15 protein-coding genes and 1 pseudogene are annotated in these 19676 nt (G+C 60.8%); 7 read left to right on the plus strand and 9 right to left on the minus strand.

Features of this window, described 5'->3' with window-relative positions; translation table 11 throughout:
• Window positions 1-46: 46 nt before the first annotated feature.
• From floA to P5540_09600, 3 genes are all read left to right on the plus strand, one after another.
• Window positions 47-1066, plus strand: a complete 1020-nt coding sequence (gene floA, locus P5540_09590; protein ID HRT65070.1) for a flotillin-like protein FloA — start codon at window positions 47-49, stop codon at window positions 1064-1066.
• Complete coding sequence (locus tag P5540_09595) at window positions 1059-1793, plus strand: hypothetical protein (protein HRT65071.1); 735 nt, start codon at window positions 1059-1061, stop codon at window positions 1791-1793. Before floA ends, P5540_09595 begins: the two co-directional genes overlap by 8 nt.
• 186 nt (window positions 1794-1979) lie before the next feature.
• Window positions 1980-3599, plus strand: coding sequence for a calcineurin-like phosphoesterase family protein (locus P5540_09600; protein HRT65072.1), 1620 nt, complete (start codon window positions 1980-1982; stop codon window positions 3597-3599).
• A gap of 292 nt (window positions 3600-3891) precedes the next feature.
• Here the strand turns inward: P5540_09600 and ftsA are convergent, their stop codons facing one another.
• The 4 genes from ftsA to P5540_09620 form a co-directional block, all read right to left on the minus strand.
• On the minus strand, window positions 3892-5178 hold the full coding sequence (gene ftsA, locus P5540_09605; GenBank protein ID HRT65073.1) for a cell division protein FtsA: 1287 nt from the start codon (window positions 5176-5178) through the stop codon (window positions 3892-3894).
• Window positions 5179-5375: 197 nt separating this feature from the next.
• Window positions 5376-7307, minus strand: coding sequence for a hypothetical protein (locus tag P5540_09610; protein ID HRT65074.1), 1932 nt, complete (start codon window positions 7305-7307; stop codon window positions 5376-5378).
• Between the two features lie 204 nt (window positions 7308-7511).
• On the minus strand, window positions 7512-8966 hold the full coding sequence (locus P5540_09615; GenBank protein HRT65075.1) for an amidohydrolase family protein: 1455 nt from the start codon (window positions 8964-8966) through the stop codon (window positions 7512-7514).
• A gap of 199 nt (window positions 8967-9165) precedes the next feature.
• Window positions 9166-9312, minus strand: coding sequence for a hypothetical protein (locus P5540_09620; protein ID HRT65076.1), 147 nt, complete (start codon window positions 9310-9312; stop codon window positions 9166-9168).
• 407 nt (window positions 9313-9719) lie between these two features.
• On the opposite strand from P5540_09620, the gene P5540_09625 reads away from it, so the two are divergent.
• The 4 genes and pseudogenes from P5540_09625 to P5540_09640 all read left to right on the plus strand — a co-directional run bounded on the left by P5540_09625 (window position 9720) and on the right by P5540_09640 (window position 13870).
• A complete protein-coding gene (locus P5540_09625; GenBank protein ID HRT65077.1) occupies window positions 9720-10196 on the plus strand; it encodes a tetratricopeptide repeat protein in 477 nt (158 codons plus the stop codon).
• On the plus strand, window positions 10193-11335 hold the full coding sequence (locus P5540_09630) for an iron-containing alcohol dehydrogenase (protein ID HRT65078.1): 1143 nt from the start codon (window positions 10193-10195) through the stop codon (window positions 11333-11335). Before P5540_09625 ends, P5540_09630 begins: the two co-directional genes overlap by 4 nt.
• Window positions 11336-11491: 156 nt before the next feature.
• A pseudogene (locus P5540_09635) lies at window positions 11492-11677 on the plus strand (ATP-binding cassette domain-containing protein).
• 837 nt (window positions 11678-12514) lie between these two features.
• The gene (locus P5540_09640; GenBank protein ID HRT65079.1) at window positions 12515-13870 is read left to right on the plus strand and encodes an aspartate aminotransferase family protein; all 1356 of its coding nucleotides are present in this window, start codon (window positions 12515-12517) and stop codon (window positions 13868-13870) included.
• On the opposite strand, the gene rnc is transcribed toward P5540_09640, so the two are convergent.
• From rnc to P5540_09665, 5 genes are all read right to left on the minus strand, one after another.
• Window positions 13871-14647 carry a ribonuclease III gene (gene rnc / locus P5540_09645; protein HRT65080.1) on the minus strand — a complete coding sequence of 259 codons (777 nt, stop codon included), beginning with the start codon at window positions 14645-14647 and terminating at the stop codon, window positions 13871-13873.
• A gap of 210 nt (window positions 14648-14857) precedes the next feature.
• Window positions 14858-15103, minus strand: a complete 246-nt coding sequence (acpP, locus tag P5540_09650) for an acyl carrier protein (protein HRT65081.1) — start codon at window positions 15101-15103, stop codon at window positions 14858-14860.
• 89 nt (window positions 15104-15192) lie between these two features.
• The gene (locus tag P5540_09655) at window positions 15193-16017 is read right to left on the minus strand and encodes a glycosyltransferase family 2 protein (protein ID HRT65082.1); all 825 of its coding nucleotides are present in this window, start codon (window positions 16015-16017) and stop codon (window positions 15193-15195) included.
• 3 nt (window positions 16018-16020) lie between these two features.
• A complete protein-coding gene (pheA, locus tag P5540_09660) occupies window positions 16021-17091 on the minus strand; it encodes a prephenate dehydratase (protein HRT65083.1) in 1071 nt (356 codons plus the stop codon).
• Window positions 17088-19250, minus strand: a complete 2163-nt coding sequence (locus P5540_09665; GenBank protein ID HRT65084.1) for a UvrD-helicase domain-containing protein — start codon at window positions 19248-19250, stop codon at window positions 17088-17090. The genes pheA and P5540_09665 overlap by 4 nt, the downstream gene beginning before the upstream one ends.
• Between the last annotated feature and the right edge of the window lie 426 nt (window positions 19251-19676).

Below are 19676 nucleotides of genomic sequence, written 5' to 3' on the forward strand. Positions count from 1 at the left end.
CCGTGTGGACGGCATGGGCTTCCTCCGAACCGAAAAGGAGACACCGATGAACATGAACCTGATAGTGGGCATACTCGGATTGGGGGTTGTCGTCGTCATCCTCGTGCTGGCGGTGGTCATCATCACCTTCTTCCGCCTTTGGCTGCGCGCGCTCTTGTCCGGCGCGAGCGTGGGCCTCGCGAGCCTGGTTGGAATGAGCCTGCGAAAGGTCAACCCGTCGGTAATAGTGGACAGCCGCATCATGGCCGTCAAGGCGGGCCTCAATATTTCAACCAACGAACTTGAAACACACTATCTCGCCGGCGGCAACGTGGTCCGCGTCGTCCAGGCGCTGATCGCGGCCAACAAGGCCAACATTCCCCTGACTTTCCAGCGGGCGACGGCGATCGATCTCGCGGGGCGCGACGTCCTCGACGCGGTGCAGACCTCCGTGCGCCCCAAGGTCATTGACTGTCCCGATCCCTCCAAGGGCGCGCCCGTGGTCGCGGCGGTCGCCATGGACGGCATCCAGTTGAAGGCCAAGGCCCGTGTGACGGTTCGCACAAACATCAACACGCTGGTCGGCGGCGCCACCGAGGAAACCATCATCGCGCGCGTCGGCGAAGGCATCGTGACGACCATCGGCTCGTCCGAATCGCACAAGCGCGTGCTCGAAAATCCCGACACCATTTCCAAAACCGTGTTGGCGCGCGGACTCGACGCCGGCACCGCGTTCGAGATTCTTTCGATTGACATCGCGGATGTGGATGTCGGCGAGAACATCGGTGCGCAACTCCAAATCATGCAGGCCGAGGCCGACAAGCAAATTGCCCAGGCCCGCGCGGAGGAACGCCGCGCCATGGCCCGCGCCCGCGAACAGGAAATGCAGGCACAGGTTGTCGAAATGCGGGCCCGCGTGGTCGAAGCCGAAGCACAGGTTCCCCGCGCGATCGCCGAGGCGTTCCGCAGCGGTAACCTGGGCGTCATGGATTATTACCGGCTCAAAAATCTGATGTCCGACACCGATATGCGCCAAGCCATCGCGAAACCCGACGCCAAGCCGGGCGAAGGAACGCCCAGTGCCTAAAAAGCATACGACAAGCACGTCACGTCTCCGGTCCCCGGGCGCGATTCCCGCGCCCGCGGCCGGGGACTGGCTGGGCATCGTCATTTTTCTTGCGATCGCCATCGTCAGCATTCTCGGAAAACTCCAAGAAAGCAAGAAGAAAAATGGCGAAGAAGAATGGCCGGATTCGCCGTCCATCGAACCCGAGGATTTGCCGGAACCGATTCGGCGCATGCTCTATGGCGACAGGGACCGTCCCGTGCCCACCGCCAAGCCCGCCCAATCCACCGAATCCAAACGGGCGAAGGCGGAATCCGTTCCCGCGCCAACACCAGCGCCGGTGCGCCGGCCAACACCACGGCCCGTGACCGTCGCGCCGCCGCCGGCCAAACCCCGGCAAATGCAATTCCCGGTGGCGCAACAGACCGCAACCCCCCAAACACCGCGTCCCGCCGCGCCGCGAATCCCGGATGACGATGAAACCCGGCCGCGCATGCAGCCGCTCATTCAAAAACCAACCCCCCCCGTGCCTCCTAAGGTCGCCGTGCCGCCGCCGCCAAAACCGGCGACGCCCACCGTGGTCAAACCGCTGGAGGCCGGTCAACTTATCAAGGCAGCCCGCGCGGCGGATGCAAGCGTCAGGCCCATCGCCAATCCCTGGCTTTTCAAGGACAAGGCGGATTTGCGCCGCGCCATTGTCCTGTCGGAGATCCTGGCCCCGCCGCTTGCCCTGCGCGAAATGCAATAACATCCATGAACGACAACGGCCCGGAGGTAGGGTTGTGTACATCGGCACAAATCCTCGGGGCCGTGCTGATTCATAGACAAGTGGCAAGAAGGAATCAGCCTCGCCGTTCAGCAGCAAGGTTTTGTCTTGTTTGCCATTTCGTCCATGACGATCGCACCATGGGAAAATGAAAAAGGAACCGGAATCATGAAACGACGAATGTTTACGTGTTCAATCGCGATCGCTTGCGCGGCGCTGGCCTGTGCCGGCGCCCACGGAATCGAGGCGGTTGGGGTTGTCTACAACGATCGAAATGGAAACGGGATGCGCGATCCCGGCGAGAAGGGCCTTCCAAATGTGCTTGTCTCGAACGGCGTGGACATTGTCAAGACCGGCGCGGGCGGACAGTACCGCCTATCCGCAACCGACGACACGACCTTCTTTGTCATCAAGCCCGCCGGCTGGACCACTCCCACCGGACCCGGCAACAACATCCCGCGGTTCTATTACATCCACAAGCCGAAGGGTTCGCCGGCCATGAAATACGCCGGTGTCGCGCCGACCGGCCCGTTGCCCGCCTCGATCGATTTTCCATTGCGGCGTCAGAAGGAAAGCGCGCGATTCCGCATGATCTGTTTCGGCGACACACAAACCCGCGACATCGAGGAGGTCGAATTCGTCGCGCACGATTTGCTTGAAGACCTTGCGGGCACGGACGCGGCCTTCGGCGTTACGCTGGGCGACATTGTGTTCAACGATCTGTCGGTGTTCGAGCCGCTCGTGGCCATGATGAGCCGCACGGGCATCCCGTGGCGCTACGTGCCCGGCAACCACGACCACCATCACGACGCGCCCACGCCGGAAAACGCGGACGACGCCTTCGAGCGGGTCTTTGGCCCGCCGTACTACGCATTCAATTACGGCAAGGTCCATTTCATCGTGCTCAACGACATCCGCCACGAGGCCGGCCGGGAGGAGTATCGCGGCGGTCTCGGCGAACGGCAACGGGCCTTCGTCAAGAACGATCTCGCCCACGTGTCGCCGGATCGCCTAATCGTTCTCCTCATGCACATTCCCATCCATTATCTCGACGACCGCACAGCCCTGTACGAACTGCTCAAGGATTTTCCGCATACCTTCTCGATCTCCGCGCACACACACCGGCAGGAGCATGTATTCCTCGGACACGCACACGGCTGGCCGCAATCCACGCCGCATCACCATTTGATCAACGCCACCGCCTGCGGAAGCTGGTGGGGCGGATTCTTCGGCGAGACCGGCATTCCGGAAACCACCATGTCCGACGGCGCCCCGAACGGCTATTCGATCGTCTCGTTCGACGGGACGAAATATGCCGTCGAATTCCGCGCGGCCCAGCGCCCGCCGGATTATCAGATGAGCATTTCGCTTCCCGGCCGAATCGCGGCTGCAAACCTTCGCGCGACACAGCCCGTTGTCAATGTTTTCGCCGGTTCGTCGCGCTCGACCGTCGAGATGCGCGTGGACGGTGCGGGCGCATGGACGCCGATGCAATCCTTCACGGGCAAAGACCCCTATTATTGCTCGTTGTACGGCCGGCAGGAGTTCATTGTCCGCAAATGGGCCGAAGCCAGGGGAGCGAAGGAAATTGACGACGCATTCATCCGCAAAACGCTGAACGAGTTCGAGGACGTTTTCCGCCGCTTCCCCAAACCCGCCGACACACCCCATTTGTGGCGCGCGAACCTGCCGGACCCTCTCGCGCCCGGCCCGCACACGCTGGAAGTCCGCACTCGCGACATGTTCGGCCAAACCTATACGGCCAGGCGTTACTTTGTCGTCGAATGATCAGAGCCTTACATCCCTCCGGAACTTGGTGTCGAACGCCGTCTCATTCGTCCGATCTGAAACGGAAAAAACTCCAAGGGCAGACTGTCCCGTCTGTCTTTTTCGAAGCCGGGCCCTGTCCGTGCGTGGACAGGCTGGACAGCCTGTCCCACACATTCGCCTTTGTATCTGCCATGCGGGCGCCCCATGAGCGGCGCTTCAATGCAACATCATAACCCGTTCTATCGGTAAAAAAGCCATGCCATGGGAGATTTCAGACTGAAACAGGCCCGGGAATTCGGCACTCTTATGTTCAAAAGAACGTTTTGAGAAACCATGCGATCATCCGGCGCGCGGCGGAAGGATTGGTGTTGGCGGCTTCGAGGCGGCCGCTTTCCGCGGCGCTGCGGTAAACGAAACCGTGCCGGATGACGCCGGAAACGGCGCTGAACGACGGCGCACACACGGCCTGGGGAAGCCCCTCGATGCCTTCGGGCGTTCCGACGCGGCACGGCACCTGGAAGACGGCCTGCGCCAGATCGATCGCGTTTTTGATCCCGATGGCGCCGCCGGTCAGCACCATGCCGCTGACAAGGTTTACGGCAAGGCCGCGCGCCTTCAGGTATTGGCGGACTTTCGTGTAGAGTTCGCGCGCCCGCTCGTGGACCACGTATTCGAGTTCCTGGCGATCCACGATGGACGGCATGCCCTGCACGACGGATCGTAATTTGACGGGGTGCTGGGGATTGTCCTTGCCGGCGGTGAAATCGTCTTCCTCTTCGCCCTGGATGCCGGCGCGGATGCGATCGGGTGAAATGCCGTAGGACATCACGAGATCGTCCGCCTCCTCGAACGAGATGTGGAGGCGCGCGGCCAAATCGCGCGTGATGTGGTAACCGCCCCACTCGAAACACTGCGTCGCGAGAATACGGTGGTTCCGGTACAACGCAAGGCCCGTGGTCGAGCGGCCCATGTCGAGAACCCCCACGCCGACTTCCATTTCCTCGCGCGTGAGGCAGCCCTGCGCGCTGGCCAGCGGGGTAAAAACGAGGTCTTCGAGACGCCGGCCCAGCGATTCGATGCAATGGATCAGATTGTCCGTGATGACGGACGGGATGCGCGCGAAATGGACGCGTGTCTTGAGGACCTGCCCGTGGATGCCGATGGGATCGGCCACGGGCAGTTCGTCCACATACCATTCCTGGGCGGTAATCGAAGAGGTGACATGTTTGCCGGGCGCAAGGATATCGCGCGACGCGATATCGATCGCCTCGCCGAGATGGGCGCTCTCGACAACCCCGCGTTCAAGTTTGACGTTTCCCTCGCAGATGAATGTTTCGACGTTGCGCCCGTTGATCGCGCTGAACAGCGAATGGAGGGTTACTTGCGCCTCTTTTTCGGCGGCGGCCAGCGCCCGCTTGAGCGCCGCCCGCGCGGCGGCAAGATCCTGGATCACGCCTTGCGAGATGCAGCCGCGCGACGGCTCCACGCCGTGTCCCACGATTCGGATGGATCCGTCGCGGTCGCGGCGCGCAATCAACACGCGAACCTCGCGCGAACCGAAATCCACCGCGCCGATCACTTCGCCTTTTCTACGCACCGTTTCCTCCCCGAGTCCCGTCCTCGACAAACGTCGCTTTTTTTCAGGCGGGCCATTCCGTCCAAGGCTCTTGATTGCATCCGGGCGCCCTGCGCGTCCGGCGTTTTTTTACCTCTCCACCCGGTCGAAACCATGCGCCGCCATGCTTGCGGTTCAACATGCCATAAAACGGCCATCGGGTTTCGCGATTCAAGGCGCTAGAACAACATGCCGTCCGATTCCGCGCCGCCGCGTGTTTCATCCTCGCCCAGTTGCGCAACCGTTCGTTCGATATCGGCGAGGGACGCACGGTGTTTCGTCAGCGTTTCGCGGCTACGCATCAACGCCGCCTCGCATTCCTGTCGTTTACGCTGTTGATCTTTCACCTGCTGTCGTGCGTCTTCGAGGCGCTCGCGCGCGGCGTCTTCGGCTTCCTGCAGGGCCCGGAGCTCGGCATTGCCGCGGCTTTCGGCGTCGCGCGCGGCCTCGAGCGCCGCGCCCGCCTCTGCAAAGCGGCTTTCCTCAAGCGTGCGCGCGGCCTGAAGGGCCCGAATCTGTTCATCAATTTCGGCGATGCGGCGCTCAATCCCGTTGACCTGTTCGGCGCATTGAATGGCATGGTTGCGCAGATCGGCCAGCTCGGCCTCACCGCCTGACACACGATTCTCCGCCACGGTCACATCCTGTTCGGCTTTTTTCACCAGGGCTCGGGCGCGATCGATCGCCTCGCTGGCCTGCCGCAGTTTCTGCTCCGCGTCCTGCACGCGCGCTTCCGCCTTGGCGGCCTCGGTCCGAGCCAGTTGCGCCACGGCCTGAAGCGCCAGTGCCTTCGCGCCCGACATGTCTCCGCGCGCCACCGCCTGTTGCGCCGTTTCGAGCAGCGATTCGGGCGCGCCTTCGGAAGGCCCGGCAACGCCCGGAGATGCAGTCACTTTCAAGGAAGACGGTTTTAGCATGTCTTCGACATCCGCCCGCCATGTGGTAACGGCAACACTCTCGGAATTCAGGCTGGCCTCGACATAGGCCTCGCAGAACGCGTAGGCCATGTCCAGAAAATGTTCATAACCCGCTTCGGGACGCTCCTGGGTTTGCGCGCAAAGCGACGTCATCAGGGCACACAACGATTGGGACACTTCGAATCCCAGCGCGCCGGCGCGTTGCTCAAGCGCGGCCACCTGACGGCAAACGACATCGAGTCGAAGCGCCAAACCGCCCGCCAGCGCCTTGTCCAAACGGGCCAATTCATTCGACAGCGCGTCCAGCAACGAGGCCGTATCCGGATCATCCTTGAGCGATTTTTTACGCGGCGGTGGTTCTTTCTGGGCAGATTCCCGACCCGGCCTCTCGCCTCCGGGGATTTCGGATTCAGGCGCCCCTTCCTCGACGGGCGTTGTCGCTTCCGGCGTCCGATCTTGGGCCGCCGGTTCGAGGGTAGGCATTTCGTCGGACGGAAAACTGGGCAACGGAGACTGGTCGGCCGGTTCTTCCGCCGCCTCATCCTGTGAAAAGTCCATGAAGGGAAGAAACGAATCCGTTACAGGCGGCGTTTGGGACGCCGCGGACGCCGGCGCCGCGGTTTCAAACGGAATGACCCGGCCCTGCGGGGAAGATTCGGATTCGTCCTCTTCATCTTGAACCAGCGTCAGGCCGGCCGCGGACAAATCCGCCACCGCGCGCCGGTAACGTTCCCGCCATTTGTCCATGACGCCCGAACGGACATTGTTCACGATCAGATCGCCGGCCATGAGGGAAAGGATCTCGTAACTTTCATTTAGGAACGGCACGCACGATCGGGCCATTCCAACATTTTCATAGGAATGGAGTATGCGCGCCACATCCGTCAACGCCTCCACAATGTTCATCCAGTTTTGTGAAAGCGCGATCTCGATGGCCACGCCCAATTGATCCATGCAATCGTCCGACCAGTATTCCTGCGAGGCGCCGGACTGTCCCTTCGCCACATAGCGGTGAAATCGTCCCAAGGCCGTGACCAACCGTTGGGTCGGATCACCCATGGATGGCGGCAGCGGCGGATCGTCTGGAACATCCATGGGGCCGTGGGCGGCATTGCCGGACAGCAACGCGCTGCGTTCTTCCGAAGCGACCGGCCCCAAACTGTCGGGAAGCGGCTCGCTTACGTCGGTACGCATGGGAATGAGCCTGCTCTTGTTCCGTCTGCCGAAGCGCATCATGACCACCTCCAATCGCGTGCTTGCACGCGACCACCAATCGCACGCCCGCGCATGATCTCTAATCACGCGCCCGCGCATCATCTCCGGCTGTGGATTGTAGCACAGGTTGTGCGGATGCGCAATATGTTGTGGTCAAAAGGCGCGGAAACGGGCATCGGCCCGTTATGACGCCGGTGTTGAAATATCGGGCGACGATAACCCATACAACCGGACGGCGTTTTCGTGCATGAAGCCCGCGGCGATCCGTTTGGCTTGTTTCGCGGAAAGATGATTCTCGTTTGCATGAAGCCGCAATACTTCGGTCAAAAGGTTTCGCACGAACAGGGCCGATCCTGCGGCCATTTCAATCGAAGTGGCGTCATGGCCGCAAAGAATTTTGTGGGCGGGCACATAACCCATCCACTCCGTCAAGGCCCCGCGATAGAAGGCCGGATTGAGCACCGGCAGCCAACAAGTGTCGAGATACACGTTGGCATGGTGTCGCGCCAGCCAGCCGCTTTCCCTGATGAACGGCCAGTTGTGCAGCAGGACCAGTTTCATCTTGGGATATCGTTTCGCCATATCCGCCAGCGGCAACGGCGAAGACTGCGGCAGGTTATGGGTGCCGACATGAATCTGATGCGGCCATCCGCGCACTTCGGCCTGTTCGCAGCACGCATGGACCATCCAGTCCTTGAAGGCGTGTGCCTCGTCCGGCGCGAGATCGCCGCGCCATCGAATTCGGGCGTCGTCCCGCGGCGGGTAATCGAGCGAACGGCCGTAGGCCTGAAGTTGTTTGATGCCCACCGCGCCGTGTTCCGCCGCCCTGTTCATGATTTTTTCGAGAAAGGCGCGCCATGACGCCGCATCCACGGGATCGATGCCGGTCAATTCCGCAAGCGCATCGCGACGCGGACATTCCGCGGGCCACATATGCAAAAACGGATCGATCCGCACAACCGACCGGCATCGTTTCAGTTCGTGCGCCGATGCCGGCGATTTCATGCGCCAATAATATTCGGGATGCACGGGCCGGATCAGGCCGCTGAAACCGAGGCGTGTGCGCGCCTCGTCGTACCAGTCGAACAAGCGCCCGTACCGTTCCGCAATCGCTCGGTTCAGGCCATGTAAATCCACGCGCTTCCTGTCGGCGATGTCCTGGCCGTACAAGAGACGCAGGCCGTGCCGGATGCACTGGAAGGCGCCCGTCGCCCTATGCCGTTCGATCAGGGGATCCAGTGCGGCAAAGGCGTCTTCGGGCGATTCCGCAGCCCATGCGCGAAAATCCGCCAGACCGGCCGGACGCGGCAGATGGTCCACTTCGCCGCCCGACGCGGCCAACTGGCCCCGAAAATACGGATCGAGCAGGATGTCGAAAAGATCCGCCGGACGTTTCGGCAAAGCGCCGCATTCCACATCCGCCCGGAATCCTTCCGGCAACATTCCAATGGCGTCCACGCTGCCCCAATGTTCATGCGAGCAAAAACTGGGCAGTTCGGCCAGCGCGTCCTCCCGCATTTCGGTATTTCCTCCCCGGCGCGCCCGCGCGGATCGCGGTTCCGGCCGCGGATCGCCGATTCCGGCCCATGCGCTTCCTGCCGCCGTTCCCGCACCCATCAGAAATGACCGCCGCCGCATGGTTGCCGCCTCCTTCACGGAAAAGAACCGTTTTCATCGCGTTTGGACAGGCCGGACGCCCTGCACGGGCATGTGCCATCCCAAAGCGGTTCAGCCGCAATGCCTCTCAAGGGTATGATTTCAGGGTACGCAATGTCTGCGCGCCATGCACGGAAGTAGCGGACCAAGAAACGGACGATTCAACCGGTAGTCGGCTGCATTATTTCTTTTCAAGAATAATCAGAAAATCGTTGTAACTTTTACCGTGGTTGGCGGTGATGGATACAACCGTCCAGCCATCGGCCAGCATGGCGTCCAGTTTCTCTTTGCCGGATCCGTTCGATTCAATGATAAGCGCTTTCTGCATCACTCCGTTCCTTTCTTTTCCACCTGCCCATGGCGCCCATTGCCGATTTCATTCTATTGACCGGTCCGGCAAGAATCCAGTTTTACCGTCCTGTGGCCGGTCCGGGGCAAGAAATATACGCAAGGGCCATTCCTTCCCTTCCTTGGGCCGTTGGCAAGACCTAAATTCAGGTTAGGGCGGCTTGCGGTCGGCGGCGGTGAGCAAAACGGATGATAAGGCATTGCGCCCACGATCCTTGGCGCGTTGCGGCGCGTCCATGGGCGTACGTGCCCGGGAAGATTCCCGGCAGGAAGGGATCGTTTTCCCGATCGGGATAGTTTCCTATCAAAGCCATCTCGATCCTATTGCGGCCCGCCACGCCTCGGAGGTATAATTAGAGGGTGAGGAAAAGAAGAAAGGGGTTTGAAATGGGTGCGAGTTCCGTTCGATACACCGTTCTGTTGTTCAAAAACCTATGGGTCCGCGCCAAGCGCGTGGCGATGGGACGCGAGAGCCTGCCAACAGCCTTGGAGGGAATGCGGGACGATGCGCGCAAATGGGCCAAGACGTTCGAGGCGCCGGAGTCGGCGGACCGCCGCCGTCGCGCACGCGCCCTGCTTCGCGCGGGCCGCGCCTGCTACAACGCGGGCGACTTCGCGGGCGCCGAGGACCGCTTTCGCGAAGCGCTGACCGAGGATCCCCGGTGCGCGCTTGCGGCCACCTATCTTGGACACACGCTGTTTCGATGCGGTAGATTGTCGGAGGCCAAGACGGCGTGGAAACAGGCGCATGACTTGGACCCGGATTCCGAAGCCGGACAAAAGGCCATGGCCGCGCTTCGGGGCGCCGAAGGACAAAGCCGAAACGTGTTGGCCGAAATGCAGGAGCGCGCAGACAGGCTGTGAATCCGTTTCGTTATTGGATGCCCACCGAAATCGTGTTCGGCGCGGGATCCTTGGATGCGCTGGGCGATCAGATGAAATCCATTGGGCACAAGCCGCTGATCGTGACAGGACAACGTTCCGCGCGGGCAAGCGGCGCGCTTGACCGGGCGATGGCGCAATGCCCGGAGGCCGATGTATTCGAGGGCGTCGCCGAAAATCCGACGGACCGGCAATGCGACGAGGGGGCCGAACGCTGTCGTTCCAGCGGCTGCGACTGTGTCGTAGCCATCGGCGGCGGCAGCGCCATTGACGCGGCCAAAGCCATCGCGGGCCTTGCACGCAATCCGGAACCTTGCGCGACCTATCTCGCGGCGGGATCCTTCGGGCGGCCTCCGCTTCCCATCGTCGCCATTCCCACCACGGCCGGAACCGGCAGCGAAACGACGCCCTATGCCGTGATTGTGGATTCCGCCGCGCGCTGCAAGCGGACGATTCGCGGCCTTTTCCCCGCCGTGGCGCTGCTCGATCCCTCCCTTGCGGCGCACATGCCCCGGCACGTGACGATCAACACGGGCCTCGACGCCCTCAGCCAGGCCATGGAAGGCATGGTGTCGAAACGCGCCACGCCCTTGGGCGACGAACTCGCGCTGGCCGTCTGCCGGATTGTCCGCGAATGGCTGCCCCGTTCCGCCGAAGATCCGGGCAATCTCGAAGCGCGCGGCTGGATGCTGTATGCGGCGATGCTGTCCGGATGCGTCATCGCACAAAGCGGAACCACGCTCGTCCATGGCATGGGTTACTACTTCACGCTGCATTTCGGGGTCGCGCACGGGCTGGCGAACGCCCTGCTGCTTGCCCCACTGTTCCAGTACAATGCGGATGTCGAGCCACACAAGGTCTCCGCGATAGCCGGCGCGCTCGGATATCCGGCGGACCCAGTGCCGGATGCCGCGCGGCATGCCGTCGCCGAAGCCCTTCGCGACCTCTTCCAGCGGCTTCGCTTGTCGAGCGCCGCAAAAGACGCCGGCGTCGGGGAATCCGCCTTGCGCGGCTTTGCCGAAGACATCTTTTCCGACCGCTCCCGTTTTAAAAACCAGCCGGGCGAACCGACCCAACACGAAGTCTATGGCTTTTTTCGGCAGGCCTTCGAGGGATTTTGAACCTGCTGGCGCATGTAATACGGGAAGATCCCAATCGAGGCCGAAACAACGGCAAATGCCGCGGGGTTGCGCCATAAGGCGCAATGTTATAGCATTTCTCCCGGCGCAATCGGCGCGTGTTGTTGGCGCGTCGGAAAGGGTCGAAGGGATTCCGCCATTGCCATTTTCGGACTGACGACGAGCTATGGCGACCCGATCGGGATTGCCGATCTCGATTTGAATGTTCGCCGGGGATAAATCTGTGAATTCCTGGGGCCGAATGGCGTCGGGAAGACCACGACGATCCGGCTCCTTCTCGGCCTGCTTCACCCCGCACGCGGCCGGATGGAACTGCTGGCCGGGTCTGCATGAGGCAATCGGCGCGCGTTGCTTCCCCGGATATGACATACCGTTTTAGAAATCGGCGCTACAAAGCGGCCCTTTTCAATTTTCACACAAAATCCCGATGCCTGCTCTAACATGAAATGGCCCGGAATGGCTATCTCCGTGGAATTTCTCATCTTCATGCCTCAAGAACTCGGTACTCGCAAGAGTCTTGGTCAATTCCCTGTATTTGGGTATGGCTACAAGATATTGTGTTTCCAGATTTTCTCTCGTTTTCTCCCCAATACCCGGTATTTCCATATATGGGGCAATAAATCCAAATTGACTACAATCTATAGTCGCAAGTCCCTACTTTTCAAAAGAACACCTTGAGAAATTTTACTTGACAACCACCATATATTGTGTTAGAATGCGCTCGGTGTCTGAAACGATGGTGTGTATGGGGTCGAGAGTTCCTGACTCTCAATACAGCCCAGGCCCCGAAAAATACACACACTCTGAGTGACTGAGACCAGATACCGCAGCCCTATGGTTTCAGCAGTAGTCTCAAGACCGTGACACTCTTGCGCCAACAAGCACGGAACAGGTTTCAGACACATCCCGCATTGAGCGGCGGGTGCCCAAGGCCCGCCGCTCCCCCCTTTTCAGCCGGCGGGGCGCCGATTGGACAGTTTGTCCCTCGCCCCTTTACACTTGGAATCGGCAGGCTAAAGCGGATCTATCGCGGTGGACGAGGTGGACCATGCGGCCCCGGAGAACTTCGCCCGAAAAGCAAAACACTGTTGCAGTCCATCCCGTCCATGACATCCCTGTCGTCAATGGCTTGGTGGTTGAATGCGAAGGAGATTGCGCGGCATGAACGACGACGCCCTGCGTTCGGAAGGCGATCTGAACATTTCGCCGTTGCGCGAAGCGTGGATGCGCGAACATATCGGGGAAGAGACGCGGCGCTGGCTGGCGGAAGACGAACGGTATTTTCTACGGCAGTCGCTTTCGACCCCGTGCCTGAACGTGTTGCGGGCCTGCGACGGCGCGTACATCGAGGATTTGGAGGGCCGCCGGTATCTCGATTTCCACGGCAACAACGTGCACCAGGTGGGATTCGGCAACCGTCGGGTCATCGAGGCGATCAAGGCGCAACTCGACGCGTTGTCGTTTTGCACAAGGCGCTACACCAACATGCCGGCCATCGCCTTGGCCCGGCGCTTGGCCGAACTGGCGCCCAACCCCCCCGGCAAGGTGCTGTTTGCGCCCGGCGGCGCCGCGGTCATCGGCATGGCCCTGAAACTTGCCCGAATGGCGACGGGCCGCCATAAAACGATTTCGTTGTGGGATTCGTTCCACGGCGCGTCGCTCGACGCCATTTCGATCGGCGGCGAGGCCATTTTCCGGAAAGACGCCGGGCCGCTCCTTCCCGGCACGGAACATGTGCCGCCCCCCGACCCGGCGCATTGCCCCTTCTGCCGCGACGAGGGCCGGTGCAACCTCAAATGCGCGGACTACATCGAATACGTGCTCGAAAAGGAAGGGGATGTGGCGGCCGTCATCGCGGAAACGGTCCGTAGCACGCCGTTCATCCCACCGAAAGCATATTGGGAACGGGTCCGCGCCGCATGCGACCGGCACGGCGCGCTGTTGATTCTCGATGAAATCCCAACCTGTCTCGGACGCACCGGAAAGATGTTCGCCTGCGAACATTACGGGATCGTGCCCGACATGCTTTGCATCGGCAAAGGCCTCGGCGGCGGCATATTCCCCCTCGCCGCGCTCATTGCGCGCGAGGGTCTCGATATCGCGCCCGACCGCGCGATCGGACACTACACGCACGAAAAGAATCCGGTGGCCTGCGCGGCGGGACTGGCCACGTTGGACTGCCTGATTGAGGACGGGCTAATCGATCGCGCGGCGGCGATCGGCGGGTACGCGATCGAGCGGCTGCGCGAATTGCAGGCGCGCCATGCGATTATCGGCGACGTGCGCGGACTCGGCCTTTTGATCGGCGTGGAATTGACCGCAAACCGCGGATTGCGCTCGCGCGCATCCGCCGAGGCGGAATGGATCATGTACCGCGCATTGGAAAAGGGCTTGAGTTTCAAGATCACGATGGGAAACATCCTCACGTTGACACCGCCGCTGACGGTTGCCCCGTCGCAGGTGGACGACGCCATCGCCATTTTGGACGCCTGTTTCGCCGATCTTGCGTCGCGATAATCAGCCGGTGTCGAGGCCTTCGCGCGCCAAGGCGGCGCGGGCGGCGTTCTGTTCGGCTTCCTTCTTGCTCAACCCGCGGCCCCGGCCTGCGGGCTCGCCCCCCAGCGAAACTTCCACCTCGAACTGCTTGCGGTGATCGGGGCCTTCCGACTGGACAATCGTGAACACAGGAAGGGGCAGATGCCGGCCTTGGCAGTAATTTTGAAGCCGCGACTTGAAATCCCAGATTCGATCCGAGGCCAATTCGCGGACAAGTTCCGGCTCGAACACGCGCGCCACGAACTCGAGCGCAGCGGCCCAGCCGCGATCCAAGAATAACGCCCCGATCATGGCTTCAAGGCAATCCGCAAGCAGGGACGCGCGCTGGCGCCCCCCGGCCAGTTCCTCGCCCTTGCCGAGCCGTATCGCGGAAGCAATCCCAAGTCGCCGTGCTATTTGGGCCAGGCAACGCCGGTTGACAACGCCCGCCCGGATACGGCTGTATTCCCCCGGCGTGCGGTCAGGGATCCGTTCATACAGGCAATGCGCGATGGCAAGACCCAACACCGCATCACCCAAAAATTCCAACGATTCATAATTGTGGATCCGCTCCGTCGTTTCCGCCGAAACCGACGCGTGCGTCAAGGCGCGGTTGAGCAGAACATAGTCCTTGATCGGCATTCCGATGCGTTCCGCCAGCGCGCGCAATTGATCGGCGCGTACGGAATCGTTCGCATCAGCGGAAACCGGCGGGGACATCCCCGTGTCCCAGTCGCCTGTCAATCTCGGTTGTGCCAAATATATTCTCCTGAAGCGGCCCGGCCGCCATCTCCGCGTGGATCGCCCTATTCTTTCAATACCCTCGCACGGCGCGCAAACGGCGCCATAAAACCAAAGACGCTTGCCGGCGGAGATCCCGCCGGCAAGCGTTTTCATTTCATTCATTACCCATAATGGAACAACCGCATTCCATCTATACGCAGCGCCCCAGCGGACGCGGTGTTTTTCCTACTGGCTCATTTTCGAAGAGATGTATTTGATCGCGTCGCCGACCGTTTCGATCTTGTTCGCCTCGTCGTCTATGTCAATGTTGAATTCTTCCTCGAGCGACATGAGCAATTCGGTGACATCCAGCGAATCGGCGCCCAAATCCTCGATAAAGCGCGCTTCCAGCGTTACCTCTTCCGGTTTTTTGTCGAGACGCTCGCGAATAATGCGGCATACGGTCTCTTCGACGTTCACGCTTTCCGCCATGCAATTCACCTCCTTTGCAACACGGTTTCAATGGTCTATACGGACTCCCACCATTCGTGAAAAGTATACCAGCCGTTTTAGGCGAATTTCTACTGCTTGAAACCTTCCGGACGCGTCGGCGCATCGGGATCGGGTATTTCACCGGGTGCGCACCGGTTCTCGCGGGCCAAGCGTTCGATATACCACAATTTGGCGTATTTGACAAAAACCGACACGCCATACAGCGCCGAAAGGATCAGGCCATGATAGCCGTCAAGAAAGCCCCGCCGCAGCACGTACATCGAAAAGAACCGCCAGAACGGGCGCAGCGTCAAATGCACCACGCCGGCGCGCCGACCGCGCTCGTAGGCGTCCTGCGCGCCCCAGGTGGTGTACCGGGTCAGCGTCCGGAAAAACTCGGGGAAACTGCGGTAGGCGTCGTGGAGCATGGGTTCGTGAATGCGTCCGACCGTTCCATCCACAACGATGCGCGGATGTGCGCGGCATTCCGTGTTGCGGCCCTTTCGGGTACGGAACAGGCGGCTGTTATAGTCGCGATCCCACCCGCAATGCCTGATCTGCCGGCCAAGAAAATAGGACAACCGGCGGATGTAATACAGATCATGGCTGGCCGGATCCCGAATGATTTGGCGGATGCGCGAGGCCAATTCTTCCGTGACCCATTCGTCCGCGTCGAGGATCAGCGTCCATTCGGTCTGGATCTGTTCGAGGGCCCAGTTTTCCTGCGCGGCATGGTTGATGAACTCATGCGTCACCACGTGGGACGTGTATCGGCGCGCCACCTCATCCGATCCGTCCGTTGTGGCCGGATCCACCACGCAGAAGATGTCGTCGGCCCATTGCACGCTTTCGAGACATCGCGGCAGCCGGTCGCCCGCATTGGGCACAAGGGTCAGCACCGTGATCGTGCTCATGGGTCACTCCTCGACATCGCCCTGGGGATAGGAACCCAGGACCTTGAGTTCCACGCAATATTCATGAACCTTTTCGAGGACCTCGCTAATCCGGGGATCGTCAATATGCCCGATAAGATCGATGAAAAAGACGTATTCCCATGCCTTCCGGCGCGAGGGGCGCGATTCGATGCGCGTAAGATTGACGTCCGACTGATTGAACGGCGTCAGCAGCGAGTACAACGCGCCGGGGCGATCCTTGATGGATATCAGAATGGAGGTCTTGTCTTTACCGGTCGGTTTGGCGAGTTGCCGACCCATGACAAAAAAGCGCGTGTAGTTGTTGGGGGAATCCTCAATGGACGGCACGAGAATGTCCACATTGTAGGTCTTGGCGGCCAGGGCGCTGGCCACCGCGGCGGCCCCTGCTTCCTGCGAGGCGATGCGCGCCGCCTCGGCCGTGCTTGACACGTCAATCAGTTTCGCATTCGGCAGATTTACCCGCAGCCAGTTCCGGCATTGGATAAACGCGTTGTCCTTGGAATACACGCGCTCGATTTTGTCCATCGGGCTGTTGGACAACAGGTTCTGCGTGATGCGCAATAGGACCTCGTTGACAATCTTCAAATCCGATGAAATGAACCGGTCGAGCGTGTCGTGGACGCCGCCCCCCATCGAACTCTCGACGGGCACAAGGCCGTAGTCAATCCGCTTGCGCTCGACTTCCGTGAAGATGTCGGCCACCGTCGGCAGCGGGTGGTAATCGGCCGTCACGCCGAACACGCGAAGCGCCGCCATGTGGCTGAACGTGTCGTTCGGTCCCAGATACGCAACCGAAATGTTTTTCTCCAGCGAACGGATCGCACTCATCACCTCGCGATAAATCACCCGGATGGCGGAATCGGGCAACGGTCCCCGGTTGAGCGCGCGCAGGCGTTCGAACACCGCCTTCTCGCGCTCGGGCACATAATAGGCGGATTGCGTGGACCGCTTGATTTCGGCAATCTCCAGCGCCCGTTTTGCGCGTTCGCTCAGCAATTCCAGAATGCGCGAATCCAGTTCGTCAATCGCGGTTCTCAGTTCGTCGAGTGTCACCTTCTTTTCTCCTCGAGAATTTCCAGCGGCGCCTGGCTTGCCATGAGCGTGCTTACCCGGCCCGATTGGAATCGTACCCGCACCTTGAGATTTTTACCCGTGCCCGCCGTGTATTCGACGCGGCCAATGCCGAATTTTGCATGGCGAACAATGGTGCCCATCTTCAGGCCGCCCCGGACGGCCGGCTCGGCTCGTCCGGCGGGCAACGCCGGCGCCATCCGCCGCAGTTCTTCCTCGCCCACGACGTGCAGGACGTCCGCCGGTATTTCGCGCACAAACCGCGACAATTCGCGCAGGCCGGATTCGCCGTACACAACCCGGTAGCGCGCGGCCGTCAGCGTCAGGCGTTTGCGCGCGCGCGTCATCGCCACGTAACACAGGCGCCGCTCTTCTTCAATGCCCTGTTCCGAATACGCCGAGAGCGCATGCGGCAGCAATCCTTCCTCCAACCCTACCAAGTATACCGAATCGAACTCAAGGCCCTTGGCCGCATGGCAGGTCATCAGCGCTACCGCCGGCGCGGACGGATCGTACCCGTCCGTATCCGACGCCAACGCAGTCTGCTGCAGAAATTCGACAAGGCCGCCGCCGCCACGATCGTCGAAGGCTTTGCAGGAGGCAAGGAATTCATCCACGATTTCGATCCGGTCCCGCTGATCTTTTTCGTCGCTGTGTTCAACGAACGAGCGGTAATCAATCGTTTCGATGATTTTCTCGACAAGCGGCAGAATCGGTCCGGCCGCGGCTTGTTGCGCCAGATCGTCCAGCATGTGGACAAATTCCACCGCCGCCGTCCGCGCCCTTGACCGAAGCGTCTGATCGTGTTCGATTTCACGCAAGACCGACAACAGCGGAACGCCGCGTTGTTTGGCATAGGTTTCGAGATGTTCAAGCGTGGTCGCGCCGAGGCCGCGCGGCGGCGTATTGATGGCGCGGCGAAACGCCTCGTCGTCGGCCGGATTCGCGATCAACCGCAAATACGCCAGCAGATCTTTGACTTCCTTGCGTTCATAAAACTGTATCCCCCCAACAACAACATAACGAATCCCTTTTGCGCGCAGTTCGTCTTCCAGCACGCGCTGCTGGCCGTTCGTGCGGTACAGGACGGCGGTGGCGTCGCCGTTCTCCTTGTGCGCGGCAATGTCCTTGGCCACGAAAAACGCCTCTTTCTCGCCGTCTTCGGCTACGTGCAGGCGCACGGGTTCGCCGGATTTCCGAAGCGTCCACAGCGTCTTGCCGAGCCGGTTGCGATTATGAACGACCACGGCGTTCGCGGTGTGCAGGATCGGCATCGTGCTGCGGTAATTCTGTTCGAGCCGGTAAATGCGCGCGCCGGGAAAATCCCGGTCGAATTCGAGAATGTTGCGGATATCCGCCCCGCGCCACGAATAGATGCTCTGATCCTCGTCGCCCACGGCGTACAGGTTGCCGCCTTCGCCCGACAGGCATTTTGCCAGCCGGTACTGCGCGCGGTTCGTGTCCTGGTATTCGTCAACCAGTATGTATCGAAAGCGACGCCGGTACCGAGCACACGTCTCGGCGTCGCCTTCGAGCAGCCGGACCGGCAACACCAGCAGATCGTCGAAATCAACCGCCGACGCGCGCAACAACGCCTCGTGGTATTGCACCCACAAGGCACGGCACGTTTCGTCCTCGTCCGTGGCGCACGTTTCGGCCATGTCCGGTTCTTCGACGTCCTGCTTGAGCCGGCTGATCCATTGCAGCGCCTCGCGCGGAGTCACCTTCGCGTAATGCGCCGGCAATCCCTTGATCAGACGTTTCATGAGCGAAAGTTGATCGGCGTCGTCGAACACCGTAAACATCCGCGGACGGCCCAGTTTCTCCATTTCGCGCCGGAGCAGGTAGAGTCCGAACGAGTGGAAGGTGCCCACCCAGCAGGCCGCGCGATCGCCCCCAATCCGCGAAGCCACACGCGTCTTCATTTCCCCCGCCGCGCGGTTTGTAAACGTCACCGCAAGAATGTGGCGCGGATCCACGCCGCGCTCTTCGACCAGCCACACAATACGCTCGACGATCACGCGCGTCTTGCCCGATCCCGCCCCCGCCAGCACCAGCGCGGGACCGTCCGGCGCCGTCACGGCCACCCGCTGAGCCTCGTTCAACGAAAGAGATTCTCCGCCCTCTGTCATGGTTTGCATGCCGATCGACCACTCCATTCCAACAGGAGAAGAATGGTATCATACCCAACCCGCAAACAAGAAGACGGAAGCCGCGTTGAACATTCAACGGCAATAAATCGGGAGGGCAACTGTCCTGGGACTATCGGGATTCGGCGGTGTTCGCCGGTTGGGCGGCGCCCAAGACCCGATGCGCAAAGATGCGCAAGGATATAAGGGACAACAAGGACGTAAGGGACAGTACCCCTGCGCAAGAAATCCCTTGGATTGATTGCAAGGATCAACTCGCTTGCGCGGCGCCACCCCCTGCGCAAGAAGTCCTTTTTGTCCTTTTCGTCCTTTTCGTCCTTTTTCCTTTGACGTTTTCGATTCCCGCCCCCCTAAGTTCCGCCATCTCCAAAATTATAGGCAAAGCATTTTATTTCTTGACTTTATTGACGTTATTTT

This window comes from Candidatus Hydrogenedentota bacterium (assembly GCA_035450225.1).
In the GTDB taxonomy this organism is placed as follows: domain Bacteria; phylum Hydrogenedentota; class Hydrogenedentia; order Hydrogenedentales; family SLHB01; genus DSVR01.

Bases quoted from the DNA above. Each gene is read 5' to 3' on its own strand.
- P5540_09665 (HRT65084.1), bottom strand. From the start codon at position 19,250: ATGCAAACCATGACAGAGGGCGGAGAATCTCTTTCGTTGAACGAGGCT.
- P5540_09625 (HRT65077.1), top strand. From the start codon at position 9,720: ATGGGTGCGAGTTCCGTTCGATACACCGTTCTGTTGTTCAAAAACCTA.
- acpP (HRT65081.1), bottom strand. From the start codon at position 15,103: ATGGCGGAAAGCGTGAACGTCGAAGAGACCGTATGCCGCATTATTCGC.
- P5540_09600 (HRT65072.1), top strand. From the start codon at position 1,980: ATGAAACGACGAATGTTTACGTGTTCAATCGCGATCGCTTGCGCGGCG.
- P5540_09620 (HRT65076.1), bottom strand. From the start codon at position 9,312: ATGCAGAAAGCGCTTATCATTGAATCGAACGGATCCGGCAAAGAGAAA.
- P5540_09615 (HRT65075.1), bottom strand. From the start codon at position 8,966: ATGCGGCGGCGGTCATTTCTGATGGGTGCGGGAACGGCGGCAGGAAGC.
- P5540_09640 (HRT65079.1), top strand. From the start codon at position 12,515: ATGAACGACGACGCCCTGCGTTCGGAAGGCGATCTGAACATTTCGCCG.
- floA (HRT65070.1), top strand. From the start codon at position 47: ATGAACATGAACCTGATAGTGGGCATACTCGGATTGGGGGTTGTCGTC.
- P5540_09655 (HRT65082.1), bottom strand. From the start codon at position 16,017: ATGAGCACGATCACGGTGCTGACCCTTGTGCCCAATGCGGGCGACCGG.
- P5540_09610 (HRT65074.1), bottom strand. From the start codon at position 7,307: ATGCGTACCGACGTAAGCGAGCCGCTTCCCGACAGTTTGGGGCCGGTC.